The following is a 25,943-nucleotide window of genomic DNA, read 5'->3' on the forward strand; positions in this document are numbered from 1 at the left end:
CGGTCATTTGACGATGCCCTTTCTGAGGCGGCGTGGCTGCGCGGCGGAACTCCCGGCGGATATCTTAATACGAGGTGACCGAATCATACTACCGCAGTCGGCAGCCTGAATAGGGCAAGCCGGAAGGCCGACACCGATGAAACAATTCCTCCTTTCCGAATCGGATCAGCGATCTTTACATGGAGAAGCTCAAGCATCACACTGATTTGCACTATTTCCACGCCGCGGCCCGCGATAATTGGCTCGGCGTGTCCCGCAAGCAAGTTCTGGGGGAGCGAGTTTAAGCCGGTGGATGTCTTGCAGTGAACCATGTTGAGGCCAATTGTCCCGCTTGTGGATCACCGATTCGATTTGAAATCGGATCGTCGGTCGTGGTGGTCTGCCCGAATTGCCGGTCGGTCGTGGCCCGCGGCGATCGGAAGCTCGAAGACCTCGGCAGAGTTGCGGCGCTAGTCGACGCCGGCTCGCCGCTCGAAGTCGGGCGCAAGGGGAAATACGGCGGAGCGCCGTTCGAACTGACCGGACGAGCGCAATTCGCCCACGAAGCGGGAGGTGTGTGGGACGAGTGGTATGCCAGTTTCCCAGGCGACCGCTGGGGCTGGCTCGCCGAGGCCCAGGGGCGATTCTACCTCACGTTCGAGAAACATCTCGCCGCGGACGCGAAGCTGCCTGAACCGGACAAGATCGAGTTGGGCCATCGGTTCACGATCCCCGGCGTCGGCGTCCTGGTGGCGAGCGAGATCGGCCGAGCGATGGCGCAGTCTGCCGAAGGAGAAATCCCCTATCGGCTCGTGCCCGGTGCGCCGCTCGAATACATCGACTTGAGCGGGCCAGGAGGCAAGTTCGCCACGTTCGACTATAGCGATGCTGAGACTGCCGTCTATCTGGGCGAGGAGGTGACGCTCGACGATCTGGGGATCTCGCCCGCCGCCGCGACGGAGCGCGAGCCGCGGCACGTCGGGGCGCTGCAAATAAACTGCCCCCAGTGCGGCGGCGCGCTGGAACTCAAGGCTCCAGACGTCGCCGAGCGAGTCGCTTGCCCGTATTGCAATTCGCTTTTGGATTGCGCGCAGGGAAAGCTGCAATACCTCGAAACACTTTCTCCGGGGAAGTTCAAGCCGACGATTCCATTGGGCACGACCGGCATGCTGGGCGGCAAGCCATACACGGTGATCGGCTTTCTCGTTCGGCACACGACGTACCTGCACACGAACTACTATTGGAACGAGTATCTGCTCTACGGCGTCGGGACCCGCTTCCGCTGGCTCGTCGAGAGTGATCATCATTGGAGCTTCGTTGCCGCCGTGCCGCCGGGCGACGCGGAAGTGCAGTCGCGAATCGCCACCTACAACGGTCGCCATTTCCGCTTGTTCGAGAAATCCACGGCCATCGTGGATTACGTCTCGGGCGAATTCTATTGGAAGGTCCACGTCGGCGAACGAGTTGCGCTCGACGATTTCATCGCGCCCCCGGAAATCTTGTCGCGGGAGACCACGCTGCCGGAAGGCGCCACTGCGGTCGACGCCGCCGATGCTCGACTGAGAGCGAAAGGCGAAATCAACTGGTCGCTCGGCACGTATCTTGAGCCGGCCGAGGTCGCCGCGGCGTTCAAGCTGCCGCCGCTTCGCGCCTCGATCGGCGTGGGCGCAAACCAACCGTTCCATTCCAAAGGCGTCTATCGGATCTGGGGCGTGTTGGTCACGGCGGCAGTCGTGCTGTGGATTGTCCTTTCAATCCTGATGCCGTCGCATAGGCTGCTCGAAAAGACTTTCTCGCTCGATCCGCCTGCCGCGCCGGAGACGGCGCGCACAGTTTTCGAATCGCCGATCGTTCTCGACGCCCATCGCAGCCTGCGCTTCGACATTTCGGCGCCGGTCGATAATTCGTGGCTCTATGTCGATGGCGATCTGTTCAACGACGAGACGGGACTGGTGCAGCCCTTCTCCGTCGAGGTTGGCTACTATCACGGCGTCGATTCCGATGGTTCCTGGACCGAGGGGAGCCGCTCGAACGGTGCCTTTGTATCGGCCTTGCCGCCGGGCAACTACACGCTCCGGCTCGAAACGCAATGGCAATATGCGACCCGACCGATTCAAATGTCCGTTCGGCTGGAAGAATCCGGCCCGCGGATCTTGTACCTGTTGATCGTCGTGCTCGCGCTGTCGATCGTGCCGATAGCGGTCGCGATCCGACAATTCAACTTTGAGAAGCAGCGTTGGGAAAACAGCAATTACTGACGGTTCGGAGAATGAGATGTTCACACGAATCTACGCAGCCTTCGGCGTGCTTCTGATCGGCGGGTATCTGGCGGCCACGCTGGCCGGCTGGGACGTCACCTCGCCGGAGCAAGAGCGGTTGCCGTCGAACGTCCGGCAATCGCCCGGCGGATATCGTTCGTTTCACTTCTGGCACTCCGGTTTTCATGGAGGCAAATGATGACGCTTAGTGAATTGGCCGCCAAGGTGTCGGGCGAGGTCGCCGCGGCCTTGGTCTTCAGCCTGATCGGCTTGGCCCTGTTTGGCATTGCGTTCGTCGTGGTGATCAAGATCATCAAGCATGTTCCGTCGAGCGTCCGCAAGGAGATCGAGGAAGACCAGAACATTGCCCTGGCGATCATCATCGCCTCGATGATCCTGGGCATCTCGGTCATCGTCGCGGCAGCGATCCACTAGCGGCCGGAGGCTTGGGTCCAGGCAAAGGGGAGAGGGCCTCGGCATTCGCGAAGTATTTGACATATGAATGAGATCGAACCACGCGAACGACCACCGCTTGCGCGTCCACTTGCCTCTGGCCGCTGGCCTCCGGCACCTGTACTGCTCCGCACCCCCATTCTCTTCCTGAACGTGCTCGTCGTCGCCACTTGCGGGCTGGTGTATGAGCTACTCGCCGGGACGCTGGCCAGCTACGTGCTTGGGGATTCGATCACACAGTTCTCCGTCATTATCGGCGTCTATCTGAGCGCGCTGGGTGCGGGGGCATGGTTGTCGCGATTCGTTGAGCACGGATTGGCCCGCTGCTTTGTCGAGGTCGAGATCAGCGTAGCGCTCGTCGGCGGCCTGTCCGCGCCGCTGTTATTCCTGAGCTTCGCACGGTTGGGGTGGTTTCACGTTGTACTCTACGGTGTGGTATTCGCCATCGGCGTGTTAGTCGGACTGGAGTTGCCGTTGCTGATGCGGATACTGCGCGACCATCTCGATTTTAAGGACCTGGTGTCGCGCGTGCTGACGTTCGACTATATCGGCGCGCTCGTCGGCTCGTTGTTGTTTCCGCTGTTCTTCGTGCCGCGGTTGGGTCTAGTACGGACTTCGCTTGCCTTCGGAATCCTGAACGCCGTTGTGGGCCTGTGGGGCACCTGGCTCTTGCGGCCGCTGATCCCCGGCGCCGTCGTTTGGCTCCGGGGTCGAGCGATTCTCGTGATCGTGCTGCTCGCGGCCGGCATCGCCAAGGCAGAACTTTTAACGTCGTTGGCCGAGGAGGATCTGTTTTCCGATCCGATCGTCTATGCCCAATCGACGAGATACCAGCGGATCGTCATGACCCATGGCCGGGCCGGCTTCCAGCTCTTTCTGAACGGAAATCTGCAATTCAGTTCTGCCGACGAATACCGCTATCACGAAGCGCTCGTGCATCCGGCGCTCGCCTCCTGTGGCACGCCGCGCCGCGTACTCGTACTGGGAGGCGGCGACGGTCTGGCGGTGCGCGAAATCCTCAAGCACGATTCGGTCGAACATGTGACGCTCGTCGATCTCGATCCCGACATGACGCGGCTCTCCAACCGCTTCCCGCCGCTGGGCGACCTGAACGGCCATGCGCTCGACGATCCGCGCGTCGAGGTGGTGAATGAGGATGCGATGATCTGGCTCGAACGGCCGACCGAGCCTTACGACGCCGTCATTGTCGATTTTCCCGATCCGAGCAATTTCGCCCTGGGCAAGCTCTATACCACGCGGTTTTATCGGCTCGCGCGGTCGCACCTGGCCCACAGCGGCGCGATGGCGGTGCAATGCACCTCGCCACTTTTCGCGCGACAGTCGTATTGGTGCATCGTGAGGACGATTGAGGTGGCCGGGTTCAATGTGCAGCCGTACCACGTGGCCGTGCCGTCGTTTGGCGTCTGGGGGTTCGCGCTGGCAAGGCTCGAACCGTTCGATCGGCCGACGCACGTGGCCGGCCCGTTCCGATTCCTAAACGACGAAACGCTGCCAGCTATGTTCCGCCTCTCGGCCGACATGACGCCCGTGGTCGTCGAGGTGAATCGCCTCGACAACCAGGTGCTCGTTCGCTACCACGAGTCGGAATGGAGGAAGTGGGAGTAATCATGAAGTACGAAGTACAAATGACGAAGGATTAGGCAGAAGTTGACGGATTAAGAGATGCCGCGCGACTGGAATCGCCGTGATGCGCTGATTGGGTTGCTCGGCTTGCCGGCCGTGCTTGCCGGCTGCCGGGGGCGCGACAGCACCGAGGCGGAGTTCGATGGTCGGATTGTCGGTCCGTCGCTTGAGCTTGGCCATCGCATCCGCGACGGATTGCGGATCACCCCTGCCAATGACGCATGGGAGAAGACTGGCATCGTGATCGTCGGCGGTGGAGTAGCCGGGCTGTCCGCGGCGTGGCGATTGCTCAAGGCCGACTGCGAAGACTTTGTGTTGTTGGAACTGGAACGCGCGGCCGGCGGGACTGCTCAGAGTGGAACCTCGCCCGCCGGCGTCTCCGTATCGACCCCGTTTCCCTGGGGCGCACACTACATTCCCGCCCCGACGCGCGAAAATGCGGCGCTCATCAAGTTGCTCTCCGAGATGAGCATCCTCGAAGGGAGCGATGCCGACAGAGAACCGATTGTCGCCGAGCAGTTTCTCTGTCGCGATCCGCAAGAGCGCATTTTTTATCGCGGCCATTGGCACGAGGGGCTTTATCTCCACGCTGGGGCAAGCGCCGACGATCTGGCACAATACGGGCGATTTCAGGACGAGATCAATCGCTGGGTCGCGTGGCGCGACGGCCGCGGACGTCGGGCATTCGGCATCCCGATCGTCTCGGCATCCGACGATCCGGAGGTCAGGGCACTCGACAAGCTCTCGATGGCCGATTGGCTCGCCGAGCACAGCTTCATTTCGCCGCGACTTTGCTGGCTCGTGGATTACGCCTGCCGAGACGATTACGGTCTCACAGTCGGGCAGACGAGCGCTTGGGCGGGTCTATTCTATTTCGCCTCGCGCATCGTCCGGTCGGGGGCTGAACCAAGGCCGCTCATCACTTGGCCAGAGGGAAACGGCCGATTGGTCGCACATCTTTCCGCCGGCCTCGCGCGGCAAGCACGGCTCGGAATGGCAGCAATCGAGGTCATTCCTGTCGAACGGGACGGGCGATCGAGCGTCGATATCGTCGCTCTCTCGCAAGACGGCCGGACCGCGCGCGGTTTCCGTGCCGAGCGTGTGATTTTCGCCGCGCCACAGTTTATCGCCCGCCACGTCGTGCGGCCCTATCGCGACGATCCGCCGCGGCATTTGAGTGAATTCCAATACGGCACATGGTTGGTCGCGAATGTGTTCCTCCGAAATCGCCCCGCCGAGCGCGGCTTTCCGCTGGCCTGGGACAACGTAGTCTACGAAAGTCCGTCCCTCGGTTACGTCACGGCGACGCACCAGCGCGGGCCGGAATCGGGCCCGACGGCGCTCACCTATTACTACCCTTTCTGCGACGACAATCCGCGCCGCGCCCGTGAGCGGCTGCTTGATCTCGACTGGCGAACATGCGCGGAATTGGCTCTGGCCGACCTCGCGATTCCACATCCCGACGTCCGACCGCTCGTCGAGCGAATCGACGTAATGCGCTGGGGCCATGCCATGATCCGTCCCGTGCCGGGCTTCATTTGGGGCCTGCATCGCCCCACCGCCGCCCAGCCCTACAGGAAGATCCACTTTGCCAACACTGACCTGAGCGGTGTTGCGCTCTTCGAAGAAGCCTTCTACCACGGCATTAGGGCGGCAGAGGAAGCGTTGCTCGCTCGCGGGCGACGGATTGCATCGTATGTCTAGCGGCGAGCTGGACGGGTAAAAGACATGAGCGAACAGCCTCACCGCCGAACGATTGTCAATCGTCACGACGTTCATTGGAAACGACGGGCTGCACGTTGGATTGCAACCGATTCCAACAACTGGTGCAGTTTGATGATGCTCACTGGCTTGGTGAAATAGTGCTCGAAACCGGCATCTCTGGCTTGGAGCCGATACGCTTCATCCACATGGCCTGTCGTCGCAATGAGCACGGCGTCAGAGAACTCTTTGCGCAATTGCCCCGCCAATTCGTATCCGCTCATCCTCGGCAGACCGAGATCGAGCAAGAAAACTTCTGGGCGGAATCCTTCGGCGATTTCGAGGGCGGCGTTCGCCGAATAGGCGCGCTGAACTTCATGGCCTCGAAACGCCAAGAGCGTGGCCAGCGAGTCGGCTTCATCCGCGTTGTCGTCCACGATCAAGACGCGCAATGGTTCAGTCTCAGCAAGCGCCCTGCCGACATCATCATGCGTGGGTGTTGTCATCGGTCACCAGATGAAAGTGCAACCCCTGTCCTACCATAGATTATACGAGCAAAGATCCGTCGCGTCTCCACCCGAGCGCGATCCGGGAGGCTTTGCGCCGGCTGAGCGCTCTCGCTGAAACCAGACAAGCCGGCGGCGTTTCTTTTGGCCGATCGGGGACCGTTACGCTGCGAACAGTCGCAGCATCGGCATTATTATATGCCTTTGGCGGTTAATCCGGTTTGTATCCAAGTTTCTTGACCTGTTGAAAGTCCGATTCCGCTTTGTCTTTCTCGCCCGTCCCTTTGTAGGAAACACCCCGAATGCATAACGCCGCCTTCCCAACACTCCATTATCAGCTCCACCCAGCCGCGACGCGCGATGGATCGAATCGCGCTGGCAGGAGATTTGCCGCGCTCTCGGCGGCAGCCGCCATGCCGAAGCGAACGGCGTCGCACGGGTCATTCCCTCGAAGCAGCGCCGTGGCGATCCCGGCGGCCAACACATCGCCGCAGCCAATTGGATTAACGACGCGCGCCAGTTGCGGCGGATCGAGGCGATAAAGCTGCGCACGGCCGCGAACCCACACGGCCTGTCGTCCTGCGCTGACAACGACCCATTGCGCGCCGCGGTGATTCAATTCAGCCATCGCGCGGTGTAAATCCTCCTCGTTCGCCAGCGCTCGCCCGACCGTCGCGGCCAATTCTTCTCGATTCGGTTTCACGATCAATGGCTGTTGTTCTAGCGCCAAGAGCAGTTCCTCTCCACGAATGTCCAACAGGACCGGACAACGAACGTTTGCAAGCAAGTCTCGAAAAAAGCTCGCCGGTGTTCCGGCGGGGAGCGAGCCGGTGACCACAATGAAGTCGGCGGCGCCTGCTTCTTGCACGAAGGCCGCGCGAAACTGCGCCAACTCCTCTGCTGAAACCACCTTGGCGTTCTCGACCAGCTCGGTCGTCGTGCCAGATTGGTAGTCGAGAATCGAAATGCAAGTCCGCGTCGGCGCGGCGGTCTCGATCCATCGGACAGACATCATCATTGCAACGAATTCGCGATCCATATCGGCGCGATCCGATCCACCGACGAACGACAGAACGCGACTCTCGGCCCTCAGCAGATGCAACGCGATTCCGACGTTAAGCACCTTTCCCGATCCGCAGCGAACCACTTGGGAGGCCCGATTCACTTCTCCGGGACGGAAGTGATCGCACGCATAGATCTGTTGCCAGGCCGGCGTAAGTCCCGCGGCGAGAATCATGGTCTAGCCCGCATTTCTAATTGCACGACGGAACCTGATTCCTAGCTGGTCGAACAAGAATGCGAGGATGTTTACCTGCTCGTCGATCTGCTCCGTTAACGGCGTGCCCATTCCATGGCCAGTGTTGGCGCTGGTGCGCAGCAAGATCGGCGCCGTCGACGTGTTCGCCCCTTGCAGCCGGGCGATCATCTTCCGCGATTGCATCGGATCGACGCGCGGGTCGTTGGCGCCCGTGAGCATGAGAGTGGCCGGGTACTTTGCGCCTTGGATCACGTGGTTGTAGGGCGAATAGGCGACCAACGACCGAAACTGGTCGGCGTCCGTGACCGTGCCGAACTCCGGAACGTTGAACTTTCCGTTGGGCGACAGCTCGAAGCGCAGCATATCGTAGATCCCGACCGTGGAGACCACGGCCTTGACCAATTCCGGATGCTGCGTGAGTGTGGCCCCCATCAACAGATCGCCGATGATCGCCAGATGAATTCGGCGAAACTTACAACAAGTGGAGACGAGCGGGATCGAACCGCCAACCCCTAGCTTGCAAAGCTAGTGCTCTCCCAATTGAGCTACGTCCCCGTGGAATTGGTCCGCTGCCGCTGCGCCGACTTGAAATGCGCGCGCCAAGAGTCGAACTTGGGACCTCGTCCTTATCAGGGACGCGCTCTAACCAACTGAGCTACGCGCGCAACCACGATTTAGCCGACGCTTTCCGCAACCGCGCGGCGCCAAATGGCCGCCACGCAACCGGTAAAGAATAGCGTATTTTAGGGCCGACAGCCGGGCTGTCAAAGGGGTTCGCGCGCCTTGACGGGCCTGTAATCGGCTCCTTACGATGAACGATTAAACTTTGCGAAGCTATCTTTGTCGTGTGCCGGGCGATCTGTTCGGGGCCCGAACGTCCCAATCTGGTTGTTGGCGGAATTCCAATGGATCGAACGAAGGTCGGCATTGTCGGGCTAGGGACGGTCGGCTCGGGCGTCGCCCGGCTGCTGTTGGACCATGCCGATCGGACGACGCGGCACGCTGGCCGACGGTTGTGGCTCGAGCAAGTCGTGATTCAGGATTTGGAAAAGCCTCGCGACGTCACGCTGCCCGAAGGAATCCTATCGACCGATCTCAAGCGGATCACCGACAACAAGGAGATCGCCGCCGTCGCCCATTTGGTGGGCGGATTGGAGCCGGCCCGCACGATCATGCTCGAAGTGCTCAAGAGCGGCAAGGACGTGGTCACGGCCAACAAGGCGCTGCTGGCGGAGCACGGACAAGAACTGTTCGACTGCGCCCGCACGATGGGGCGCTCGATCGCCTTCGAGGCGGCGGTGGCCGGCGGCATTCCGATCATCGCCAATATCAGCCAATGCCTTTCGGCCAATCAGATTCTCTCGATTCGTGGCATCCTCAACGGCACCTGCAATTTCATCCTGACGCAAATGGAGGAGACAGGGGCCGACTATGATTCCGTACTCGCGGAGGCCCAGCGCCGCGGTTACGCGGAGGCCGATCCGACGATGGACGTGGATGGCACCGACACGGTTCAAAAGCTGGCCATTCTGGCCCACCTGGCGTTTGGATCCGCGGTCCAGTGGGGAAACATCCCGCGGCGCGGAATCGACCAACTCAACATTGCCGATCTGAGATTTGCCAAGGAGCTGGGTTATCGGGTCAAGCTGCTAGCCGTCGCCGAACTTGCAAAAAAGGGGTCGGGAGTCATTTTCGGCGACCGCGGTGGAAAGTTGGAACCGGCTAGGAGAATGAGTCCCGACTCCTTTTTTGGCGGATTGGAATTGCACGCTTCGCCGGCGCTGGTGAAAATCGGCACACCGTTGGCGGAAGTTCGTGGGGCGTTTAACGCCGTAAGCCTCGTCGGAGACGCGGTCGGCCCGCTGTTTTTTCACGGCCTCGGCGCCGGCCAGATGCCAACGGCCTCCGCGGTGATGGCCGATCTGATCGACACCGTGGTTGGCCGGGCGGCGATCACATTCCGCTCTCTGAAACTCTGGTCCGATCAGCGCGTGCAAGTGGAGTTGGCGGATCACGCCTGCTCGACCGGGAGGTATTACTTGCGATTCAATGTGGCGGACCGGCCCGGTGTTTTGGCCGACATTGCCGGCATATTGGGGCGCAACGGCATTTCGATCGCCTCGGTGATTCAACATAATCAAGACGGCGACGATGGCACGGTGCCACTAGTGATTATGACTCACGCGGCCGCCGAGGGGGCGATGCGCGAGGCGTTCGACGTCATCGGCCGCCTGCCGCACGTGCGCGCTCCCAGTTCGCGGTTTCGGGTTTACGATTCGTGAGCGATTAGCTTGCGGCCGGCAATGGCCGGGCCCAGAGGGCAGCCCGCTGGCCAGGTGCCACACGATTAGACAGAGTCAGACCCGGTTTTTGCACTTTGATATGTAGCACGACGCGCACGAAATGAAATACGCACTGATTATTCCCGATGGATCGGCCGATGAGCCGCAGGAATCGCTCGGCGGCAAGACGCCACTCCAGGCCGCAGACACTCCCGCGATGGACGACGTGGCGCGGCTGGGAGTCGTGGGGCGGGCCAATCATGTGCCGCGGTCGCTGCCGGCCGGCTCGGACGTGGCTTGCCTGAGCCTATTGGGCTATGATCCGCTCGCACACTTCACAGGCCGCGCGCCGCTCGAGGCGGCCGCTCAAGGGATCGATCTCGGCCCGACCGATTGGGCCGTCCGTTGCAATTTGGTGACGGTACACGACCAGGTGATGCGCGATTTCACCGCGGGACATATCTCGAGCGAGGAGGCTCGCGAGTTGCTCGCGGCCGCTCAAGAGCAATTGGGAAATAACGATCTGCAATACTTTCCCGGAGTCAGTTATCGCAATCTTCTCGTCTATCGCGGGACGAAACATGCGCCGCCATTTTCGGCCGATACCCGCACCACGCCGCCGCACGATCTCACCGACAAATCGGTGCTCGACGACTATCCGCGCGGGCCGGGAAGCGCGCTCTTGAACCAATTGATGAGCGACAGCGTGGCTCTGTTTGACGACCATCCAGTGAACGCCAAGCGCCGTCAACAAGGAAAGCCTCCGGCGACAAACGTCTGGCTCTGGGGGCAGGGGCGGGCACCCGATTTGAAGCCGTTCGCCGAGACCTACGGTCGCCGTGGGGCAATGATTACGGCCGTCGATCTGCTCCGCGGGCTAGCCGCGCTGCTCGGCTGGCAGCGGATTGAGGTCCCTGGCGCGACAGGATACACCGACACCGATTATTCGGCCAAGGGGCGCTATGCAATTGCGGCGATCCCGGATACCGATCTGATCTGCGTCCACATTGAAGCAACCGATGAAGCGTCGCACGAAGGGGACGCTGCCGCGAAAGTCAAGGCCTTGGAAGAAATCGATCGGCACATCGTCGGGCCGCTCCATGCGGCGCTCAAGCAACAAGGAGATTACCGCATCCTGATTTCCCCTGATCATCCGACGCCGCTACGAATCAAGACACATAGCCATGGCCCCATCCCGTTTGCGCTGGCCGGCGCCGGGATCGCTCCAGATGGGAGCATGGCTTACGATGAACTCGCGGCAGGCAAGTCGCAGTTGGCTTTTGAGCAGGGGTGGCGGCTGATGGGGTACTTTCTAGGAACGACATAGACTTCGCACCTCGCACTTGTTGCAATGTCTCTCATTGTTCAAAAATTCGGCGGCACGAGCGTGGCCGATAGCCAGAAGATTCTCGCGGCGGCTCGCAAGGCGATCCGCGCCCAGCAGCAGGGCCACCAGGTCGTGATGGTGGTCAGCGCGATGGGCAAGAACACCGACGTGCTGGTGGACCTGGCCCACGAGATCAGCGACCGTCCCTCCGCGCGCGAGATGGACATGCTTCTCTCCACCGGCGAGCAAGTGAGCGTGGCGGTGATGGCGATGGCCATCCACTCGCTCGGATACAAGGCAATCAGCCTCACGGGCGCTCAAATCGGCATCCGAACCGACAGCTCGCACACGAAAGCCCGCATCCATTCGATTTCGACCGATCGAATGCGTCGGGCGGTGGACGAAGGGAACATCGTCATTGCCGCCGGCTTTCAAGGGATCGACGAAGACTACAACATCACGACGCTCGGCCGCGGCGGCAGCGATACGACGGCCGTGGCGCTAGCCGCGGTGCTGCGGGCCGATGCCTGCGAGATTTATACCGATGTCGACGGCGTCTACACGACCGATCCGCGACAGCTTCCCGAAGCCCGGCGCGTCAAGCGAATCAGCTACGACGAGATGCTCGAGCTGGCGAGCCTCGGGGCCGCCGTGATGCATAGCCGTTCGATCGAGTTTGCCAAGAAGTTCTCCGTGCCGATCCACGTGCGGAGCAGCTTTTCCGACGTGCCGGGGACGATGATCGTCGCCGAGCCGGAAGCGCCGGACCAGGCCGTCTGCGGCGTGGCGCTCGTGAAAGACGAAGCCCGGGTGACGATCGAAGGCGTCCCCGATCGCCCGGGAGCGAGCCTGGCGATCTTTTCCAAAATCGCCGCCCGCAAGATCGCGGTCGACATGATCGTGCAAAACGTCGGCGCGGAAGGAAAGGCCGACATCTCGTTTTCCGTCGATCGCGAGGAGTTGCCGGCTACGCTGGAGGCAGTCCAGGAAGCGGCCGAAGAACTCGGCGCTTCCGGTTATAGCCACGATGATCGCGTCTCGAAGGTCTCGGCAGTCGGGCTGGGGATGGCCCGGCAGACGGGAGTGGCGCAGAAGATGTTCCGCGCTTTGGCCGACGCCGGCGTGAACATCCTCGTCATCACCACGAGCGAGATCAAAATCTCCGTGCTGGTGGCCCGCGATCAGGCCCAGACGGCGCTGCGGATCGTCCATGCGGCCTTCGACCTGGCGAAAGAGCCGGCGGGCATCAACGGCCCACGTGCCGCGGGAAAAACGGCGCCGGCCTCGAGCGAAATCGAAATCGTGCGCCGGCTGCAAGGGATGGAGAATCTGACGATCGATGAGGTGTCGCTCGACGAATCGCAGGGCCTGGTGACGATCCTCGACCTGCCCGACCGCCCTGGTATCGCAGCCCAAACGTTCGACGAGATTGCCAAGGCCGGCGTGTTCGTCGATATGATCGTGCAGAGCTTCGGCCGAGATGGCCAGGCGAATATCAGCCTCACGGTGGCGCAGGCCGATTTTGAACGCTCGGTCGAGCACGCCCAGCAACTCGCTCGGCGGATCGGCTGCGGCGGCGTCAATAGTTGTCCAAGGGTGGCCAAGCTGTCGGTCTCGGGGATTGGAATGCGGAGCAACACCAGCGTGGCCGTCCGCATGTTCCAATCGCTGGCCGAGGCGGGGATCAATGTCGATATGATGAGCACCAGCGAGGTCCGCGTGAACGTTGTGGTCGACGGCCGGCAGGGTAAAGCGGCGCTGGCGGCATTGCAACGCGCATTTGCCGACGCGCAGAAATAGGAATCCCACGTGTATTGTCAGAACTGCGGCCAATTCCTGGGTGAGGCGACGAGTTGCGGGCGCTGCGGGTGGTCGTTCGGTGCGCCGCCACCCATGGGCGCTCCCGTACCTCCGCGGCATGACATCGGCCAGGATGCGGGAATGCGGTTTTTGCTGCCGGTGGGCCGGTCGGGGTGGGCGATCGCGGCGGGCTATGCAGGATTGTTCGCCGTGCTATTTTTCCCCGCGCCGATCGCGCTGGTGTTGGGCATCGTGGCGATCCGCGACATTCAAAAGCACCCCGAAAAGCACGGCATGGGGCGAGCGATTTTCGCCGTGATCACGGGATCGATCTTCACCTTGTTCTTGCTCTTGGCACTTCCGGCCGTGCTTGGCCATCGCTTGTGACGTGTTCGCCGTTTCCGCGATTGCTCCAATTTCGCATATCTGCTTGCAGTTTTCCCGGCCTGCGATTAGATTCTCCGCTGGCTGAGGAATGAATCGTCGGTAAGAAGGCCTGGTTCTGGCGGTCGCTAACCACGGGCGACGATCGTGATCGGTGTATCGTGACGCGCGTTGAGGAGTCCTCATGTTTTGCACGAACTGCGGCTCGAAGAATCCGGACGGAGCGACGGTCTGCTCCGCCTGCGGCATGGCGTTTGTAAATCCGTATCAGGCGAGCCAAGCCGCCGGCGGTTACGGCTCGCCCGGGATGCGACCCAACATTCCGACTTATTTAGTGCAAGCAATTCTCATCACGTTGTTCTGTTGCTTGCCGTTCGGGATCGTGGCCATCGTCTACGCAGCCCAAGTCGGCAGCAAACTGGCGGCGGGCGACTACGCCGGAGCGCAGGCCGCCTCTGGCTCGGCGAAAATGTGGTGCTGGATTGGATTCGGGCTCGGATTGATTGTCGCCGTTGTTTATGCCGTTTGCAGCATGGCCTTTGTGGGGATGAACCAGGGTGGCCGCGGATGGCATTAGTCGGCTCTCGCCATGTCTGAAGACCACCCAGCGAACTGTCCGCCGCGCCGGCTTCGATCGCCGTTGGTCATCGCGGTCGGGTGTCTGGCGGCTGTCGCGGCGAGCGTTTTGCTTTATCGCATCGACCCGGCGGACGGGGGCATCTATCCAGCCTGCCTGTTCCATCAGCTCACGGGCTTGCATTGCCCAGGTTGCGGAACGCTCCGGGCCATGCACCAACTATTGCACGGCCAATTGGCGGCGGCGCTCGCCATGAATCCGTTGGCGGTCTGCACGCTGCCGCTGTTGATTGCGGCAGGGCTTTGGAACCTGCTGCCGATGCGATTCCAGCTCGCTCCGCCGCTGTCGCATCGCCGGCTGCTGCCGTTCCATTGGATGTGGCTAGTGGTGTTCGTCGTGATCGCATTCGGCATACTGCGAAACGTGCCGGCCTATCCGTTCACGCTGCTGGCGCCACACTGAGACAGAGGTCGGAGGTCAGAGGTCGGGATTTCGCCCCGTCGCTTGCGACGGGATCGCCTAGAAGCTCGACTTCGGACGACTTCTTAAGCCTATCTCGCTATTTTGAGCGAATTCAAAAAGACTTCGGCGTCCGGAGAGTTGACCGCTTCGACTGCACCGGTCACTTCGGCACGGTAGAATCGCCCGCCGACAACGCCAATCCGCACCCGAATCGATTTCTTGTCCGCGATCGTGCCGTCGATCTCGCGGCCCGAGACACCACCGAAGTTGATCTGCTTTTTCACTTCTTCAATATCGATTCCGTCCGTAATTGGCAGGGTGTTCGCGAAGTCGTCGTACAGGGCATCGATTTTGTCTTGATCACTAACGGCACCCGGATCGGGCAGCTCAGTATATCGAATCGTGTAGCTGAGGTTTCCAGCACTCACGCTCCAGGCCTTCGTGGCGGACGCATCCCGACTGGGCATCGCGATCGGGTCTCCCGGCATCTTGACGGCAAACTTCCCGTCGTCCAGTTCGTACTCTTTCCATCCCGTGGGCGCGGCGCCGCCAGAGCCGGGCGGTCCGGAGCCCGCCGTACCGCAACCGCACAACGTCACGGCAACAACGATCCCGCAATACCCGAGCGCAATCCGCATAAACAACGACTCCAACATGCCTGCCACATCTGCGACTGGACGCGAAATTGTGAATGACGAAATGCCCGAGAACCCGACATTCGTCGATCCGTGCCGGGCCGAACGGCCCTCTCTTTGACTATGATCTATTCCAGCTCTTCAAGCCAGAGGCGGATTTCATTTTCATATTCGCTGGCCAGGCCGCCCACGATCAACTGCCGGTGGAAGCTGGCCGCACCCTCTTTCAGCAGCTCGGCCGCTTCCGCGCTGGGGAACCGTCGCATCGGGTCGGGAGCGATCAGTCCGCGGCAGAAGTTCATCAGCAACTCGTTGCAAACCACCTCTTGCGGCAAGAGTTGCGGCAGCCGTTGGGCCAGCACTCGCTTGGCCTCGAGCAGGTCCCGATAAGTGTTAATGCCTGCAAACGTCGGCCGTCCGGCGAGCATCTCGACCAGCACGTAGCCCAGGCTCGCCAGATCGGAGCGCGGAGTGCATTCCCCGCCTTCGAGCACCTCGGGGGCCGTATAGGTCGGCGTGCAGGTCCGTTGTGCGGGAACCGCGTCCAGCGGGAACGCCGAGCCAATGTCGACGATCTTGGCATTCCCGGTTCGCTTCACCATGATGTTCGACGGCTTGATGTCGCCGTGGACGATCTCCTCGCGATGCAAAGCGGCCAGCGCCGCCAGACATTCGCGAACGATCGCGACCGCGATCCCGGGCTTGAGCCGGGGCTGCATCGGACCGGCCGTCACGATCACGTTGTTCAAGTATTCCCAGCGACGTTGATCGACTCGCTCGCGCGTCCGGTCGAGCATCCCGGGCGTCAGCAGCCGGCCGAGATCATAGCCGTCGATCCACTCCATCTCCATCAAACGGATCCGATTGCGATCGACGAAGTTATACACATCGAGCAGATTGTCCTGCTGGATTTGCGCGACCCGGGCTGCCACGTGGGCCATGCGGGCCATCGCGTCGTCGTAGCTGCGAGACGTTTCGTAGCGCTCGGGCGAGAAAATCTTCATCGCCACGGGGAGCGTGAATCCGTCCGTGCCGCGGCGCTGGGTGAGAAAGACCACTCCCTGGCCGCCGGAGCCGAGAAGCCGCAACAGGCGATGGTGCTCCGTCCAGCTCAGACGCTGATCCTCGATCAGCTTCTCATAGCGGGTGAGCAGCTCATCGGGGCAGCGCTTGGCAAGATGTCCGCCGAAAGTCAGCGTCGCTTTGCCGTCGAGAAACGTCGTGGTGTTGTCCATATCTTGGGTGATTTACCTCCTTGCAAATCCGTGGTGTGTGACGGCGTCCAAACGATTCTCCATCAAAACTATCATAGTTTGCCGGGGGCACGCTAGTAAAGGCGAGACCGAATGGCGAATGCTTCGACCGCGCTTCGTTTAACCTGGAGCCAACGGCGACGAAACGCGCGTCGCCCGCCATCGCCGTTGGCTCCGGGTTAAACGATGGTGGGTATGCGAGATCATTTGGCATTCGCCGCTTTGCGAATTGGGAATCCGAGCCGCTTATCGATCAAGTTCAAAAGCGGCTTGCCTGCCAGATAGCGGCGGAGATTCTCGCAAAAAAAGTCGGTGATTTGGTCCGCGCGGAGTGCGCTCTCGCCGCCGACGTGCGGGGTGATGATCACGTTAGGCATCTCCCACAATCGGCTTTCGACAGGCAACGGTTCCATAGCCGCCACGTCGACGCCGGCCCCCCACAGGCGCCCCGATTCCAGCGCAGCCACTAAATCCGGCTCCACGACGACGGGTCCGCGGGCGACGTTGATGAGGATCGATCCGCGCCGCATGAGCGCGAGCCGCCGGGCATCGATCATTCCGCGCGTCACTTGCGTTAGTGGGACGCAGAGCACTAGGATATCGACCAGCGGCAGCATCTCGTCGAGCCGATCGGCGGCCCACAATTCCTCGACGTGTGACGGCTTATCGATCGGATAAAGGTCGGTCGCTAGAATCCGCGTCTTGAATGCGGCCAACAACTCTGCCACGCGCCGCCCCACGCCGCCTAGTCCCGCGATGCCGATCGTGGCGCCGTGCAAATCGCGGACGGGCCGGCGGATGTACTCCTTCGCCTGTTGCGCTCGGAAAAACGTCGGCAGGCCGCGAATCAGTCCGAGCAACAGCGCGAGCGCTTGCTCGCTCACTTGATTGGCCAGCACGCCGGAGATGTTCGTAATGATGATCGGCGATTCGATCATCGACGGCATTTGCAGATGGTCCGTGCCGGCGGCCGAGGATTGAAGCCACTTCAGCCGGTTGAGCTGAACGACCTCGTCCCAGGGGGTCGGCACCTTGGGATGCCCGCAGAATATGTCCGCCGTCAGGATTTCCTCGGCGATGCGCTCTTGGCCGGCGTTGACCAACTCGGCATTCGGCGCGGCGGATTGAATCTTGTCTAAATGGCGCTGTTGCAGCGGATAGCAGAGCACGATTCGCATGGAGTGATCGCAGGTGGGCGGGGGGAAATGAATTCAGGCAGGAGTCGCGATTCCAATTGTGGCCTTTTCTCCAACCCTGGCAAGAGCATCGAGCGGCAAATCTTCAGTTCTGGAAGTTGTGCGGCGACGTCAATTATAATGCGAATTAGACAGTAGGGTGACTGCATGGGTTCGCGGCTCAGTGAAACTGCGGAACTCCGAAAGAAATCCTGATTCTGCAATTCAATCCGGAATACTTGAGGGGCCATGCCGTGACGGAAACCGCGACGGCTGATCCCCGGAAATCGAAGCTGCTGGCCTACGTGCAGCTCCTGCGTCTGCCGAATGTTTTCACGGCAGTGGCTGACGTGTCGATGGGCTATTTGTTCACCCACGACGCGAGCGACTGGCGGCCGGCGCTCGCCGGGGCACTGCCGCTGCTCTTGGCATCGGCGCTGTTGTACATGGCTGGGATGGTGCTCAACGACGTGTTCGACGTCGAGCTGGATCGGGCCGAGCGCCCGGAGCGGCCGTTGCCTTCCGGACGAATCTTGATATCGCAAGCACGTTGGATCGGCTTCGAGCTGCTGTTGTTTGGCGGAATCGCGGGAGCCGCGGTCAGTTTTTGGTCGCACGATCCGCGGCCGGCGGCAGTCGTGATCGGGCTGGCGGCGCTGATCCTCGTCTACGATGGCCTGCTTAAACAGACGCTGCTTGGTCCGCTAGCGATGGGAGGCTGCCGGTTTTTGAACGTGTTGCTCGGGATGAGTGCGGCGAGCCAGCCCTGGCAAACTGCGAACTACATCGTGGCGGTGGGGATCGGAGTGTACATCGTCGGCGTCACCTGGTTTGCCCGAAGTGAGGCCGAGCCGCAAAGCCGACGAGGGCAGCTCCTGTTGGCGATGTTGCCAATGTTTGCCGGGATGGGGCTTTTGGCGTATTTCCCAGAGGAGTTGCCTCAGACGGCTGATTTCGAGCCACATCAATTGCTGATCGATCCGCAAAAATGGCATTTATGTTGGGTGCTGCTGGCCTTGTTGACGGGTTGGCGCTGCTTGCGTTGCGTGGTCCAACCGTACGGTGAATTCGTGCGGGAGGCGATCCGACAGTGCCTCGTGTCGTTGATCATTTTCGACGCGGCCATCGTCGTCGCCGTTCGCGGAGTCCCCTGGGGAATCGCCGTGGTGTTGCTGATCGTCCCGATGACGATCCTCGGCCGATGGAGCTACTCGACGTAGATTGCCGTGCTTCTCGCCTATAACACCAACGGCCTCGCACTTCACGACCCAGCCGAAGCGATCAAGTTATTGGCCGAGATTGGGTATCGCGGCGTGGGGCTGACGATCGATCGGGATCTGCTCAATCCGTACGTCGACGGGTTTGAGAAATCGATCGCGCAGGTGCGCAAGCTGCTCGAGCAATATGAGATGCGGTCGGTTGTCGAAACCGGGGCGCGATTTCTCCTCGATCCGATGAATAAGCATGAGCCGACATTGATGACGGCCGAGCGAGCGGGCCGCGCGCGGCGGATCGAGTTCTACCGCCATGCCATCGACATCGCGCAGGCATTGGGGAGCGATTGCGTTTCGCTGTGGTCCGGCAAGCTGAATGCTTCCATGAACCGCCGGGGACTGTCCCCTTTTGTGGAGTCTTCGGAACAAAAGGGGACTGTCCCCCTTTCCGCAGGCGATTCTCAGATGGGCTCTAAGGCGGCGTTCTCCCGCTTGATCGAAGGTTTGCAGCAAGTCTGCGACTATGCGGACCTGAAGCAGGTGATCCTCGGCTTCGAGCCCGAGCCGGGGATGTTCATCGACCGCATGGACCGCTACGAGGAGCTGGCGGCGAAATTTGCCGGATCGCCGCTGCGGCTCACGCTCGACATCGGCCATTTGCATTGCCAGGGTGAAGTGCCGATCGCCGGCCAGATTCGCATTTGTGGTCGGCGGATCGTGAACGTGCATATCGAGGACATGCGAACCGGGATCCACGAGCACCTGATGTTCGGCGAGGGGGAGATCGACTTTCCACCGGTGATCGCCGCCCTGCGGGCAATCGATTACCGCGGACTGCTGCAAGTGGAATTGAGCCGGCATAGTCATGTGGGACCGGAGGCGGCCCGGCAGGCATATGATTATCTGCATCCGCTCGTGGCGGCCAAGCAGCCGCAACTGGCGAGGCCGGAGAAACGGTGAAAAGACGTGACTGGCCAACGGTCGCGTGCGGTGTTACGATTCTTGCTTGCCGCGAAGAGTAGCGGCCATTTGCACTCGAACCGCCATCGGAGCAACCATCATGGCCGACAAGCAGGCGTTGATCGACGGGCTGAATGAAGATTTGAATCTGGAACTCGAGGCCGTGCTGCGGATGATCTACCATTCGGCGACCGCCACGGGACTATTGGGGCACGAGCTGCGCGAATCGCTCAAAGAGGACATCACCGGCGAAATCGGGCATGCCACGTATCTAGCCGATAAAATCGTGGCCCTAGGCGGCGAGCCGCACATCCATCCGCAGATGCCCAAGAAGCACAAGTCGGCCAAGGAAATGCTCCAAGACGACGTGGCGGCCGAACGAACAATCATCGAGAACTACACTCGCCACATCGCGATGGCGGAGGAACTCGGCGAAAAAGGGCTCGTCATCCGCTTGGAAGATATCCTCGCCGAGGAAACGGACCACGCGGAAGAACTCGAGCGCCTCGCCCGCTAGAGCTAGGTGCGAATGTCCGATCATGTTGTCTTGCTGAGCGTTCCTGGGCTGCGAGACAAGGATCTCGCCCGGCTGCCGAATCTGCGCGGCTTGGTCGCGGCCGGCGATCGGGCGTCGCTCGTGCCGAGCTTTCCCTGCGTGACCTGTCCCGTGCAGGTCAACATGACCACTGGCAAGCCGCCGGCCCAGCATGGCGTCGTGGCCGATGGTTTCTATTGGCGGGATAAGCGGCAGGTCGAGATGTGGACCGCCTGGAACGATGTGATTCAAGGGCCGCAGATTTGGGACGTCCTGCGGCAGCACGATGCGGAGCTGCGCTGTGCCGTCTGGTTTCCGCTCTTGTCGAAGGGGGCGGGAGCGGATTGGATTTGCACGCCGGCCCCGATCCACAATCCCGACGGCTCGGAATCGCTGTGGTGCTACACGCGGCCAACGGAGTTGTATGGCGAGCTGCGCGACGCGCTGGGCCATTTTCCGCTCCAACATTTTTGGGGACCGTTGTCGAATATCAAATCGACCGCTTGGATCGTTGACTCAGCAGTTCACCTGGCCCGGCGCCAGCGGCCGAATTTTTTCTACATCTACTTGCCGCATTTGGACTACGCCGCCCAGAAGACCGGACCCGATAGCCCCGAGGCGCAGCAGGCCCTGATCGACCTCGACGACGTTCTCGGCCGGTTGTTTGCCGGCTTCGGCGAAGCATACGGCGGGCTGTCGACGCGGAAAGACGAACCACTGTGGCTGATCGCCAGCGAGTATGCGATCGGGTCCGTCGATCACGTTGTCTATCCGAATCGAGTGCTTCGCGAGGCGGGACTGCTCATGGTGCGCGAAGAAGATGGCTGCGAGCAGCTTGAACTCTCCAACAGCCTCGCCTGGGCCATGGTGGATCATCAGTTCTCGCACGTCTATGTGAACGGCGGAGCTGCGGAGATCGCTCACGTGAAGGAGTTGTTCACCGGCCGAGAGGGGATCGACGAAGCGCTTTCCGGCGACGATCTGGCCCGATATGAATTGAATCACGAGCGAGCCGGCGAGGTGGTGCTGGTGTCAACGCCCAATAGTTGGCAAGCCTATTATTGGTGGCTCGACAATGGCCGAGCGCCGCGGTTCGCACGATCGGTCGACATTCATCGCAAGCCGGGCTATGACCCAGTCGAACTTCATTTTGATTTCGCGACCAAGAGCATCCCGCTCGACGCGATGCGCATCAAAGGGTCGCACGGTGCGCCGGCCCGCGAGAAATGGCAGCACGGCATGATGCTCACCTCGCAGCCAGGAGTGCTGGAGGGGCCGCCGATGGCCGATACCGACGTCTTCGATCTGGTCTTGCGGCAGTTCGGGATTTGAGCTTGGCTTATCAGTTCGTAAGAGGTGCCTCACCTTCCGGCACGTGCGCCAAACCGTCCGCGCGCAAGCCACGCGGCGAGACCCCATGCCGCGCCGCCGATCAGCAGCGCGACGCTCGACGGTTCGGGGACCGAATTCAACTGGGCCACGAAGCCATGATTCACTAGCGACGAGTCAAGATACTCGCCGACGACCATATCGCCCGAAATGCCGTAGGCCTGCGTGGCGGCCGTTCCAGGAAACGGCACGTCGAGCGTGAACCAATTGGCGCCGTCATAGAGGAAACCATGATAGATGCCGGACGAATCTTGATAATCGCCGACGATGTTGTCGTCCGAGATGCCGTACGCGGCCGTCGAGATGCTGTCTGGGAAATCGAGCGTGCTGTACGACGAGCCGTCGTACGAGAATCCATGCACGTGGCTACCCTCCAGGAAATAGCCCACGATGTCGCTGCCGCTGATTCCGTAGGCGACCGTCAATTGCGTGCCCGGCGTCGGATCGTCGAGCGTCGTCCAACTCGCGCCGTCGTAGTGAAAGCCATGAATCGCCGAACCGCCGACGAAATAGCCGACGATATCGTTGCCGCTTATGCCGGTGGCGACCGTGTAGTTGCCGGACGGGTCGTCGAGCGAAGTCCAGCTCGAGCCGTTGTAGAGGAAACCGTGCGTTTGACTTGCCGAATCGGTATAGAGACCGACGATACTGTTGCCGGAGATGCCCGAGATCGTCGTCGTCGTGCTGCCGGGGAAATCCAACGGCGTGAACGACGAGCCATTGTAGAAGAAGCCGTGGTTGGCCGCCGTGGCACTATAGTAGCCGCCGACGACGTTCGATCCCGAAACGCCCACGGCAAAAGTACCCTTCACGGCCTGCGGGTCGTTCAACGCCTGTGGCGAATTCAGCGGAGCGATCGGCTCGGCCCGCGACGGTCTGGCGGCTGCCAAGACGAAGGCCATCGGCGCAAGCGATGCTGAAAGCAAAACGACGATGTGTTTGGCGGCGAGCGCCTGTTTGCAGTTCACTAGACGGTATCCTTTGCCCTACTGCTAGCATCAGATTAACCATCAGAGTCGGTGATTGCAAGCCTTTTGTGGGGACGGGGGGCAGAAACTTCAGTAGATACTTCCTCGTCGTCGCACTCATCCTCGACGGTGTCATAGGCTTCGGAATCGTCGCCGTCCATTTCCTCATCCGCATCGCCATCGGGCTCGGCTTCGTCCGATTCGTCGCCAATTTCATTCTCTTCATCGATGTCATCCTCGTCATCTTGGTGCGCGATCTGAATTGCGGCGCGGCGGCGCGGGGGTGGGAAATCTTCCAGGTCGGCTTCGGCGTCGGGCCCTTCGTCGTCAAACGGCGCGGCGGCGTGGTTCAGATCGGGCAAGATACGGTTTCGCTTGGGCGCTGCCGCGGTCGGCTCCGGCTCTTGGCCAAGCATCGCGGCCCATTGGTCGAGCGTGATCAACACCTCGCGGGCTTGCGAGCCGTTGTAGGCGCCGACGATCCCGTCCTCGGCCATATAGTCGATCAACCGGGCCGCTCGTCCGTAGCCGATCCCGAGCGCGCGCTGCAAGAGCGAGACGCTGCCGCGCCCTTCACGGATCACAATATCAACAGCCGCCTCGTAGAATTCATCTCGGCTCCGTAGGTCGGCGCCCTTGCCCACGGAGGGGTCCGTCGCCTTGAGCTGCACGAGTTCCTTGACGAACTGCGGCTCGCTCGTCCCCACGAAATCGACCACTTTGTTGATCTCATCGTCGCTCAAGTAGGTTCCCTGGCCGCGCAAGAGCGTGCTCGTGCCGGGCCAGAGGAAGAGCATGTCGCCATTGCCCAGCAGCTTGTCGGCCCCCATTTCGTCGAGCACCACGCGGCTGTCGGTGCGGCTGGCCACTTGAAACGCGATCCGCGCCGGCAGGTTCGACTTGATCAGGCCGGTGATCACGTCGACCGTAGGTTTCTGCGTCGCCAACACGAGATGGATGCCGACCGCCCGGCTCTTTTGGGCGAGCCGGATGATGTGCTGTTCGACTTCCTTCGCGGAGGTCATCATCAGGTCGGCCATTTCGTCGGCGACGATCACGATGTACGGCAGATGGAGCGGAATCTGCGACCGCTCTTCGTCGTTCTCCGGCTGAAGGCGATCCATCAACTCTTCTTCGCCGAGTTGGTTGTAAACACTGATATGCCGCACGCCTGCCCGCGCCAAGAGGGCATAGCGCTCCTCCATCTTCTCGACCGCCCAGGCCAGAATCGCCTCGGCCTTGCGCATGTCGGTGACGACCGGGTGCATCAAGTGCGGCAGACGCTTGTAGGGGCTCAGTTCGACCATTTTCGGGTCGATCATCAGCATCCGCACGTCGTCCGGCCCGCGCGACATCAGGATCGACACGATCATCGAATTCAGGCAGACACTCTTGCCGGTGCCGGTCCGCCCCGCGATCAAAAGGTGCGGCAGCGTCGTGAGATCAACCACGAGCGGATTGCCGGAGACATCTTTGCCAAGATAGATCGGGATTCGCATCTTCTTGGCCTTGCCCGATGCTTCCTCGATCACTTCGCGGAGCCGGACAAGCTGCCGCTCGTTGTTGGGCACCTCGATGCCGACCGTGTTCTTGCCTGGAATCGGAGCAACGATCCGCACGCTCGGCACGCGCAGCGCGATCGCCAGATCGTCAGCCAGCCCGGCGATCTTTGAGAGCCGCAGACCCGCTTCGAGTTCCACTTCGTATTGCGCGATGACCGGGCCGGTCTCGATCTCGACGACTTTCACTTTGAAGCCGAAGCTGGCGAACGACTTTTCGAGCATCTTGGCCTTCTGGCGGACCTCTTGCTCATGCGCTTCGAGCGACACCGTTTCGCTTTCCAAGAGCAAGTCGATCGGCGGCAACTCGTATTGGATTGGCTCGTCGGTGCGGCTGGCCGCCTCGAGTTCCTGCATCACCTCTTCCCGCTCGTGCTGGCCGGGGAGATTGCGAATTCGCAGCGCCGAAGCCACCCGCGCCGCGAATCCGGGACGGTTCGGCGTCGCCGCCGACTCGGCTTGCGATGAGTCCTCGCTCTTGTCGCCGGCTTGAACTTCGGGGGCATCTTCTTCCGCGGCGGATTCGTCAGATTCTTCCTCGTCTTCGCCGCCGGTCTGGGCTGCATCGTCGTCGGTCAACCGTTTGCCGCGGATTCGAACGGCTGGCTCCCCATCTTCACCGTCCGACTCTTCCAACTCGTCGATATCGTGGGCCCGCGCCTTGATCTTTGGTTTCGGCTTCTGGCCGCGAGGATCGATCCGGCGAACCTGGCGGCCGACGTGCAACACGCCAGCCAACGGCAGCCAGATCGACCAAAGACTCACCCGAATCAGTAAGTAGTCAGTCGAGAGCAACAGGCCGACCATGATCAGGCTGATCGTGAGGATCAGTGCGCCGGTGTGGGCGAAGTTCATTTCCAACACGGCCGAGCCGGCTGCCCCGAGGTAGCCTCCCGGCCCGATCACCGGTCCCGGCGACGCCCCGCCGAACGACATCGCCAAAAGCGTCGTTACACCCACGAGCGCCACTCCCCATCCGGCCAACCGCAGCATCGGCTCGGTGATCTTTCGCCGGGCCAGCAACACGGCATCGAGCACGGCCAGCGAAACGATGAGGAAATACGCCCCCAGGCCGATCGCTTGCAACAGGAACTCGGCAACGATCGCCCCCGAACGCCCGCAGGCGTTGGAAATCTTTGCATGCAGCGGATATACGAGCGTGCTGGGCGGATCGGCCGGGTTGTAGGTGAACAGCGCGAGCGTCAGAAAGACGCACAGCGCCAAGAGCGACAGCGCAACGACATCCAGCTTGTGACTGCGTTTTTCGAGCATGCGCGCGTTCGTGTGGCGATCGAAATCGCCGGCGCCTCCACGGATTCGGCCGAAAAACAACTTCGCTGCTTTGTCGCCCTCACCCGACCTCTCCCAAAGGGCGAGGGGTTTGAGGAGAAGTTGTTTTTCGACCGACCGTTGGTGGCCCGGTCAACTCTGGGCGCGTCCGTGCCCGAAATCGGTCCGTGTTGTCCAAAGTACAGGTCGGCCGACAAAACGCTCGGGGGTCAATTCCGCGGCGTTCAGCCTTGCTGTTTGCCTGAGAGACAGGACGCGGATGATTGCTCTATGGCACATAACCGGCAGGCCGGTTTCGACCGGCCGTGCAGCACCCGAACAATCCGGCGCGCAA

The 25,943-nt window shown here is 61.3% G+C and carries 23 protein-coding genes and 2 tRNA genes; 15 read left to right on the top strand and 10 right to left on the bottom strand.

The genetic code is table 11. The annotated features are described in order from the left end of the window. The first annotated feature begins 371 nt into the window (after window positions 1-371). The 5 genes from VGY55_10205 to VGY55_10225 all read left to right on the top strand — a co-directional run bounded on the left by VGY55_10205 (window position 372) and on the right by VGY55_10225 (window position 6,038). Entirely contained in the window at window positions 372-2,237 is a 1,866-nt protein-coding gene (locus VGY55_10205; GenBank protein HEV2970353.1) for a DUF4178 domain-containing protein, read from the top strand. 16 nt (window positions 2,238-2,253) lie between these two features. Beyond that, complete coding sequence (locus tag VGY55_10210; GenBank protein HEV2970354.1) at window positions 2,254-2,436, top strand: hypothetical protein; 183 nt, start codon at window positions 2,254-2,256, stop codon at window positions 2,434-2,436. Continuing rightward, the gene (locus tag VGY55_10215) at window positions 2,436-2,672 is read left to right on the top strand and encodes a DUF350 domain-containing protein (GenBank protein HEV2970355.1); all 237 of its coding nucleotides are present in this window, start codon (window positions 2,436-2,438) and stop codon (window positions 2,670-2,672) included. Before VGY55_10210 ends, VGY55_10215 begins: the two co-directional genes overlap by 1 nt. 156 nt (window positions 2,673-2,828) lie before the next feature. Next, on the top strand, window positions 2,829-4,316 hold the full coding sequence (locus VGY55_10220) for a polyamine aminopropyltransferase (GenBank protein ID HEV2970356.1): 1,488 nt from the start codon (window positions 2,829-2,831) through the stop codon (window positions 4,314-4,316). A 57-nt stretch (window positions 4,317-4,373) separates the two neighbouring features. Further along, window positions 4,374-6,038, top strand: coding sequence for an FAD-dependent oxidoreductase (locus VGY55_10225; protein HEV2970357.1), 1,665 nt, complete (start codon window positions 4,374-4,376; stop codon window positions 6,036-6,038). A 71-nt stretch (window positions 6,039-6,109) separates the two neighbouring features. Here VGY55_10225 and VGY55_10230 read toward each other — a convergent pair whose 3' ends face one another. The 5 genes from VGY55_10230 to VGY55_10250 all read right to left on the bottom strand — a co-directional run bounded on the left by VGY55_10230 (window position 6,110) and on the right by VGY55_10250 (window position 8,464). Beyond that, entirely contained in the window at window positions 6,110-6,541 is a 432-nt protein-coding gene (locus tag VGY55_10230) for a response regulator (GenBank protein ID HEV2970358.1), read from the bottom strand. 334 nt (window positions 6,542-6,875) lie between these two features. Then, on the bottom strand, window positions 6,876-7,778 hold the full coding sequence (locus VGY55_10235) for a PfkB family carbohydrate kinase (GenBank protein HEV2970359.1): 903 nt from the start codon (window positions 7,776-7,778) through the stop codon (window positions 6,876-6,878). A 3-nt stretch (window positions 7,779-7,781) separates the two neighbouring features. Further along, window positions 7,782-8,231: a prolyl oligopeptidase family serine peptidase gene (locus VGY55_10240; protein HEV2970360.1), complete on the bottom strand. Its 450-nt coding sequence runs from the start codon at window positions 8,229-8,231 to the stop codon at window positions 7,782-7,784. 50 nt (window positions 8,232-8,281) lie between these two features. Then, window positions 8,282-8,354, bottom strand: a tRNA-Ala gene (locus VGY55_10245). Between the two features lie 36 nt (window positions 8,355-8,390). Beyond that, window positions 8,391-8,464 (bottom strand) — tRNA-Ile (locus VGY55_10250). A gap of 240 nt (window positions 8,465-8,704) precedes the next feature. On the opposite strand from VGY55_10250, the gene VGY55_10255 reads away from it, so the two are divergent. The 6 genes from VGY55_10255 to VGY55_10280 all read left to right on the top strand — a co-directional run bounded on the left by VGY55_10255 (window position 8,705) and on the right by VGY55_10280 (window position 14,631). Further along, the gene (locus VGY55_10255; protein HEV2970361.1) at window positions 8,705-10,081 is read left to right on the top strand and encodes a homoserine dehydrogenase; all 1,377 of its coding nucleotides are present in this window, start codon (window positions 8,705-8,707) and stop codon (window positions 10,079-10,081) included. A gap of 121 nt (window positions 10,082-10,202) precedes the next feature. Further along, window positions 10,203-11,408 carry a cofactor-independent phosphoglycerate mutase gene (locus tag VGY55_10260; protein ID HEV2970362.1) on the top strand — a complete coding sequence of 402 codons (1,206 nt, stop codon included), beginning with the start codon at window positions 10,203-10,205 and terminating at the stop codon, window positions 11,406-11,408. Window positions 11,409-11,432: 24 nt separating this feature from the next. Then, window positions 11,433-13,208, top strand: coding sequence for an aspartate kinase (locus VGY55_10265; GenBank protein HEV2970363.1), 1,776 nt, complete (start codon window positions 11,433-11,435; stop codon window positions 13,206-13,208). A 93-nt stretch (window positions 13,209-13,301) separates the two neighbouring features. Beyond that, a complete protein-coding gene (locus VGY55_10270; GenBank protein HEV2970364.1) occupies window positions 13,302-13,595 on the top strand; it encodes a DUF4190 domain-containing protein in 294 nt (97 codons plus the stop codon). 181 nt (window positions 13,596-13,776) lie between these two features. Further along, window positions 13,777-14,169, top strand: coding sequence for a CD225/dispanin family protein (locus tag VGY55_10275; GenBank protein ID HEV2970365.1), 393 nt, complete (start codon window positions 13,777-13,779; stop codon window positions 14,167-14,169). 12 nt (window positions 14,170-14,181) lie between these two features. Continuing rightward, window positions 14,182-14,631 (top strand): DUF2752 domain-containing protein, encoded by a 450-nt coding sequence (locus tag VGY55_10280; GenBank protein HEV2970366.1) that lies wholly within the window; start codon window positions 14,182-14,184, stop codon window positions 14,629-14,631. Window positions 14,632-14,720: 89 nt separating this feature from the next. On the opposite strand, the gene VGY55_10285 is transcribed toward VGY55_10280, so the two are convergent. The 3 genes from VGY55_10285 to VGY55_10295 all read right to left on the bottom strand — a co-directional run bounded on the left by VGY55_10285 (window position 14,721) and on the right by VGY55_10295 (window position 17,697). Further along, a complete protein-coding gene (locus tag VGY55_10285) occupies window positions 14,721-15,287 on the bottom strand; it encodes a hypothetical protein (protein HEV2970367.1) in 567 nt (188 codons plus the stop codon). Between the two features lie 107 nt (window positions 15,288-15,394). After that, entirely contained in the window at window positions 15,395-16,501 is a 1,107-nt protein-coding gene (locus VGY55_10290; GenBank protein HEV2970368.1) for a serine/threonine-protein kinase, read from the bottom strand. A gap of 221 nt (window positions 16,502-16,722) precedes the next feature. After that, the gene (locus VGY55_10295; protein HEV2970369.1) at window positions 16,723-17,697 is read right to left on the bottom strand and encodes a D-2-hydroxyacid dehydrogenase; all 975 of its coding nucleotides are present in this window, start codon (window positions 17,695-17,697) and stop codon (window positions 16,723-16,725) included. A 251-nt stretch (window positions 17,698-17,948) separates the two neighbouring features. On the opposite strand from VGY55_10295, the gene VGY55_10300 reads away from it, so the two are divergent. The 4 genes from VGY55_10300 to VGY55_10315 all read left to right on the top strand — a co-directional run bounded on the left by VGY55_10300 (window position 17,949) and on the right by VGY55_10315 (window position 21,735). After that, complete coding sequence (locus VGY55_10300) at window positions 17,949-18,914, top strand: UbiA family prenyltransferase (protein ID HEV2970370.1); 966 nt, start codon at window positions 17,949-17,951, stop codon at window positions 18,912-18,914. Between the two features lie 6 nt (window positions 18,915-18,920). Next, window positions 18,921-19,868: a sugar phosphate isomerase/epimerase family protein gene (locus tag VGY55_10305; protein HEV2970371.1), complete on the top strand. Its 948-nt coding sequence runs from the start codon at window positions 18,921-18,923 to the stop codon at window positions 19,866-19,868. A 100-nt stretch (window positions 19,869-19,968) separates the two neighbouring features. Continuing rightward, window positions 19,969-20,385 (top strand): ferritin-like domain-containing protein, encoded by a 417-nt coding sequence (locus tag VGY55_10310; GenBank protein HEV2970372.1) that lies wholly within the window; start codon window positions 19,969-19,971, stop codon window positions 20,383-20,385. Window positions 20,386-20,397: 12 nt separating this feature from the next. Beyond that, a complete protein-coding gene (locus VGY55_10315; GenBank protein HEV2970373.1) occupies window positions 20,398-21,735 on the top strand; it encodes a nucleotide pyrophosphatase/phosphodiesterase family protein in 1,338 nt (445 codons plus the stop codon). A 29-nt stretch (window positions 21,736-21,764) separates the two neighbouring features. Here the strand turns inward: VGY55_10315 and VGY55_10320 are convergent, their stop codons facing one another. Both VGY55_10320 and VGY55_10325 read right to left on the bottom strand, forming a co-directional pair. After that, entirely contained in the window at window positions 21,765-22,760 is a 996-nt protein-coding gene (locus VGY55_10320) for a PEP-CTERM sorting domain-containing protein (protein HEV2970374.1), read from the bottom strand. A 35-nt stretch (window positions 22,761-22,795) separates the two neighbouring features. Then, window positions 22,796-25,591, bottom strand: coding sequence for a DNA translocase FtsK (locus tag VGY55_10325; GenBank protein ID HEV2970375.1), 2,796 nt, complete (start codon window positions 25,589-25,591; stop codon window positions 22,796-22,798). Window positions 25,592-25,943: the final 352 nt, after the last annotated feature.

The sequence above is a fragment of the Pirellulales bacterium genome (assembly GCA_035939775.1).
In the GTDB taxonomy this organism is placed as follows: Bacteria; Planctomycetota; Planctomycetia; order Pirellulales; family DATAWG01; genus DASZFO01.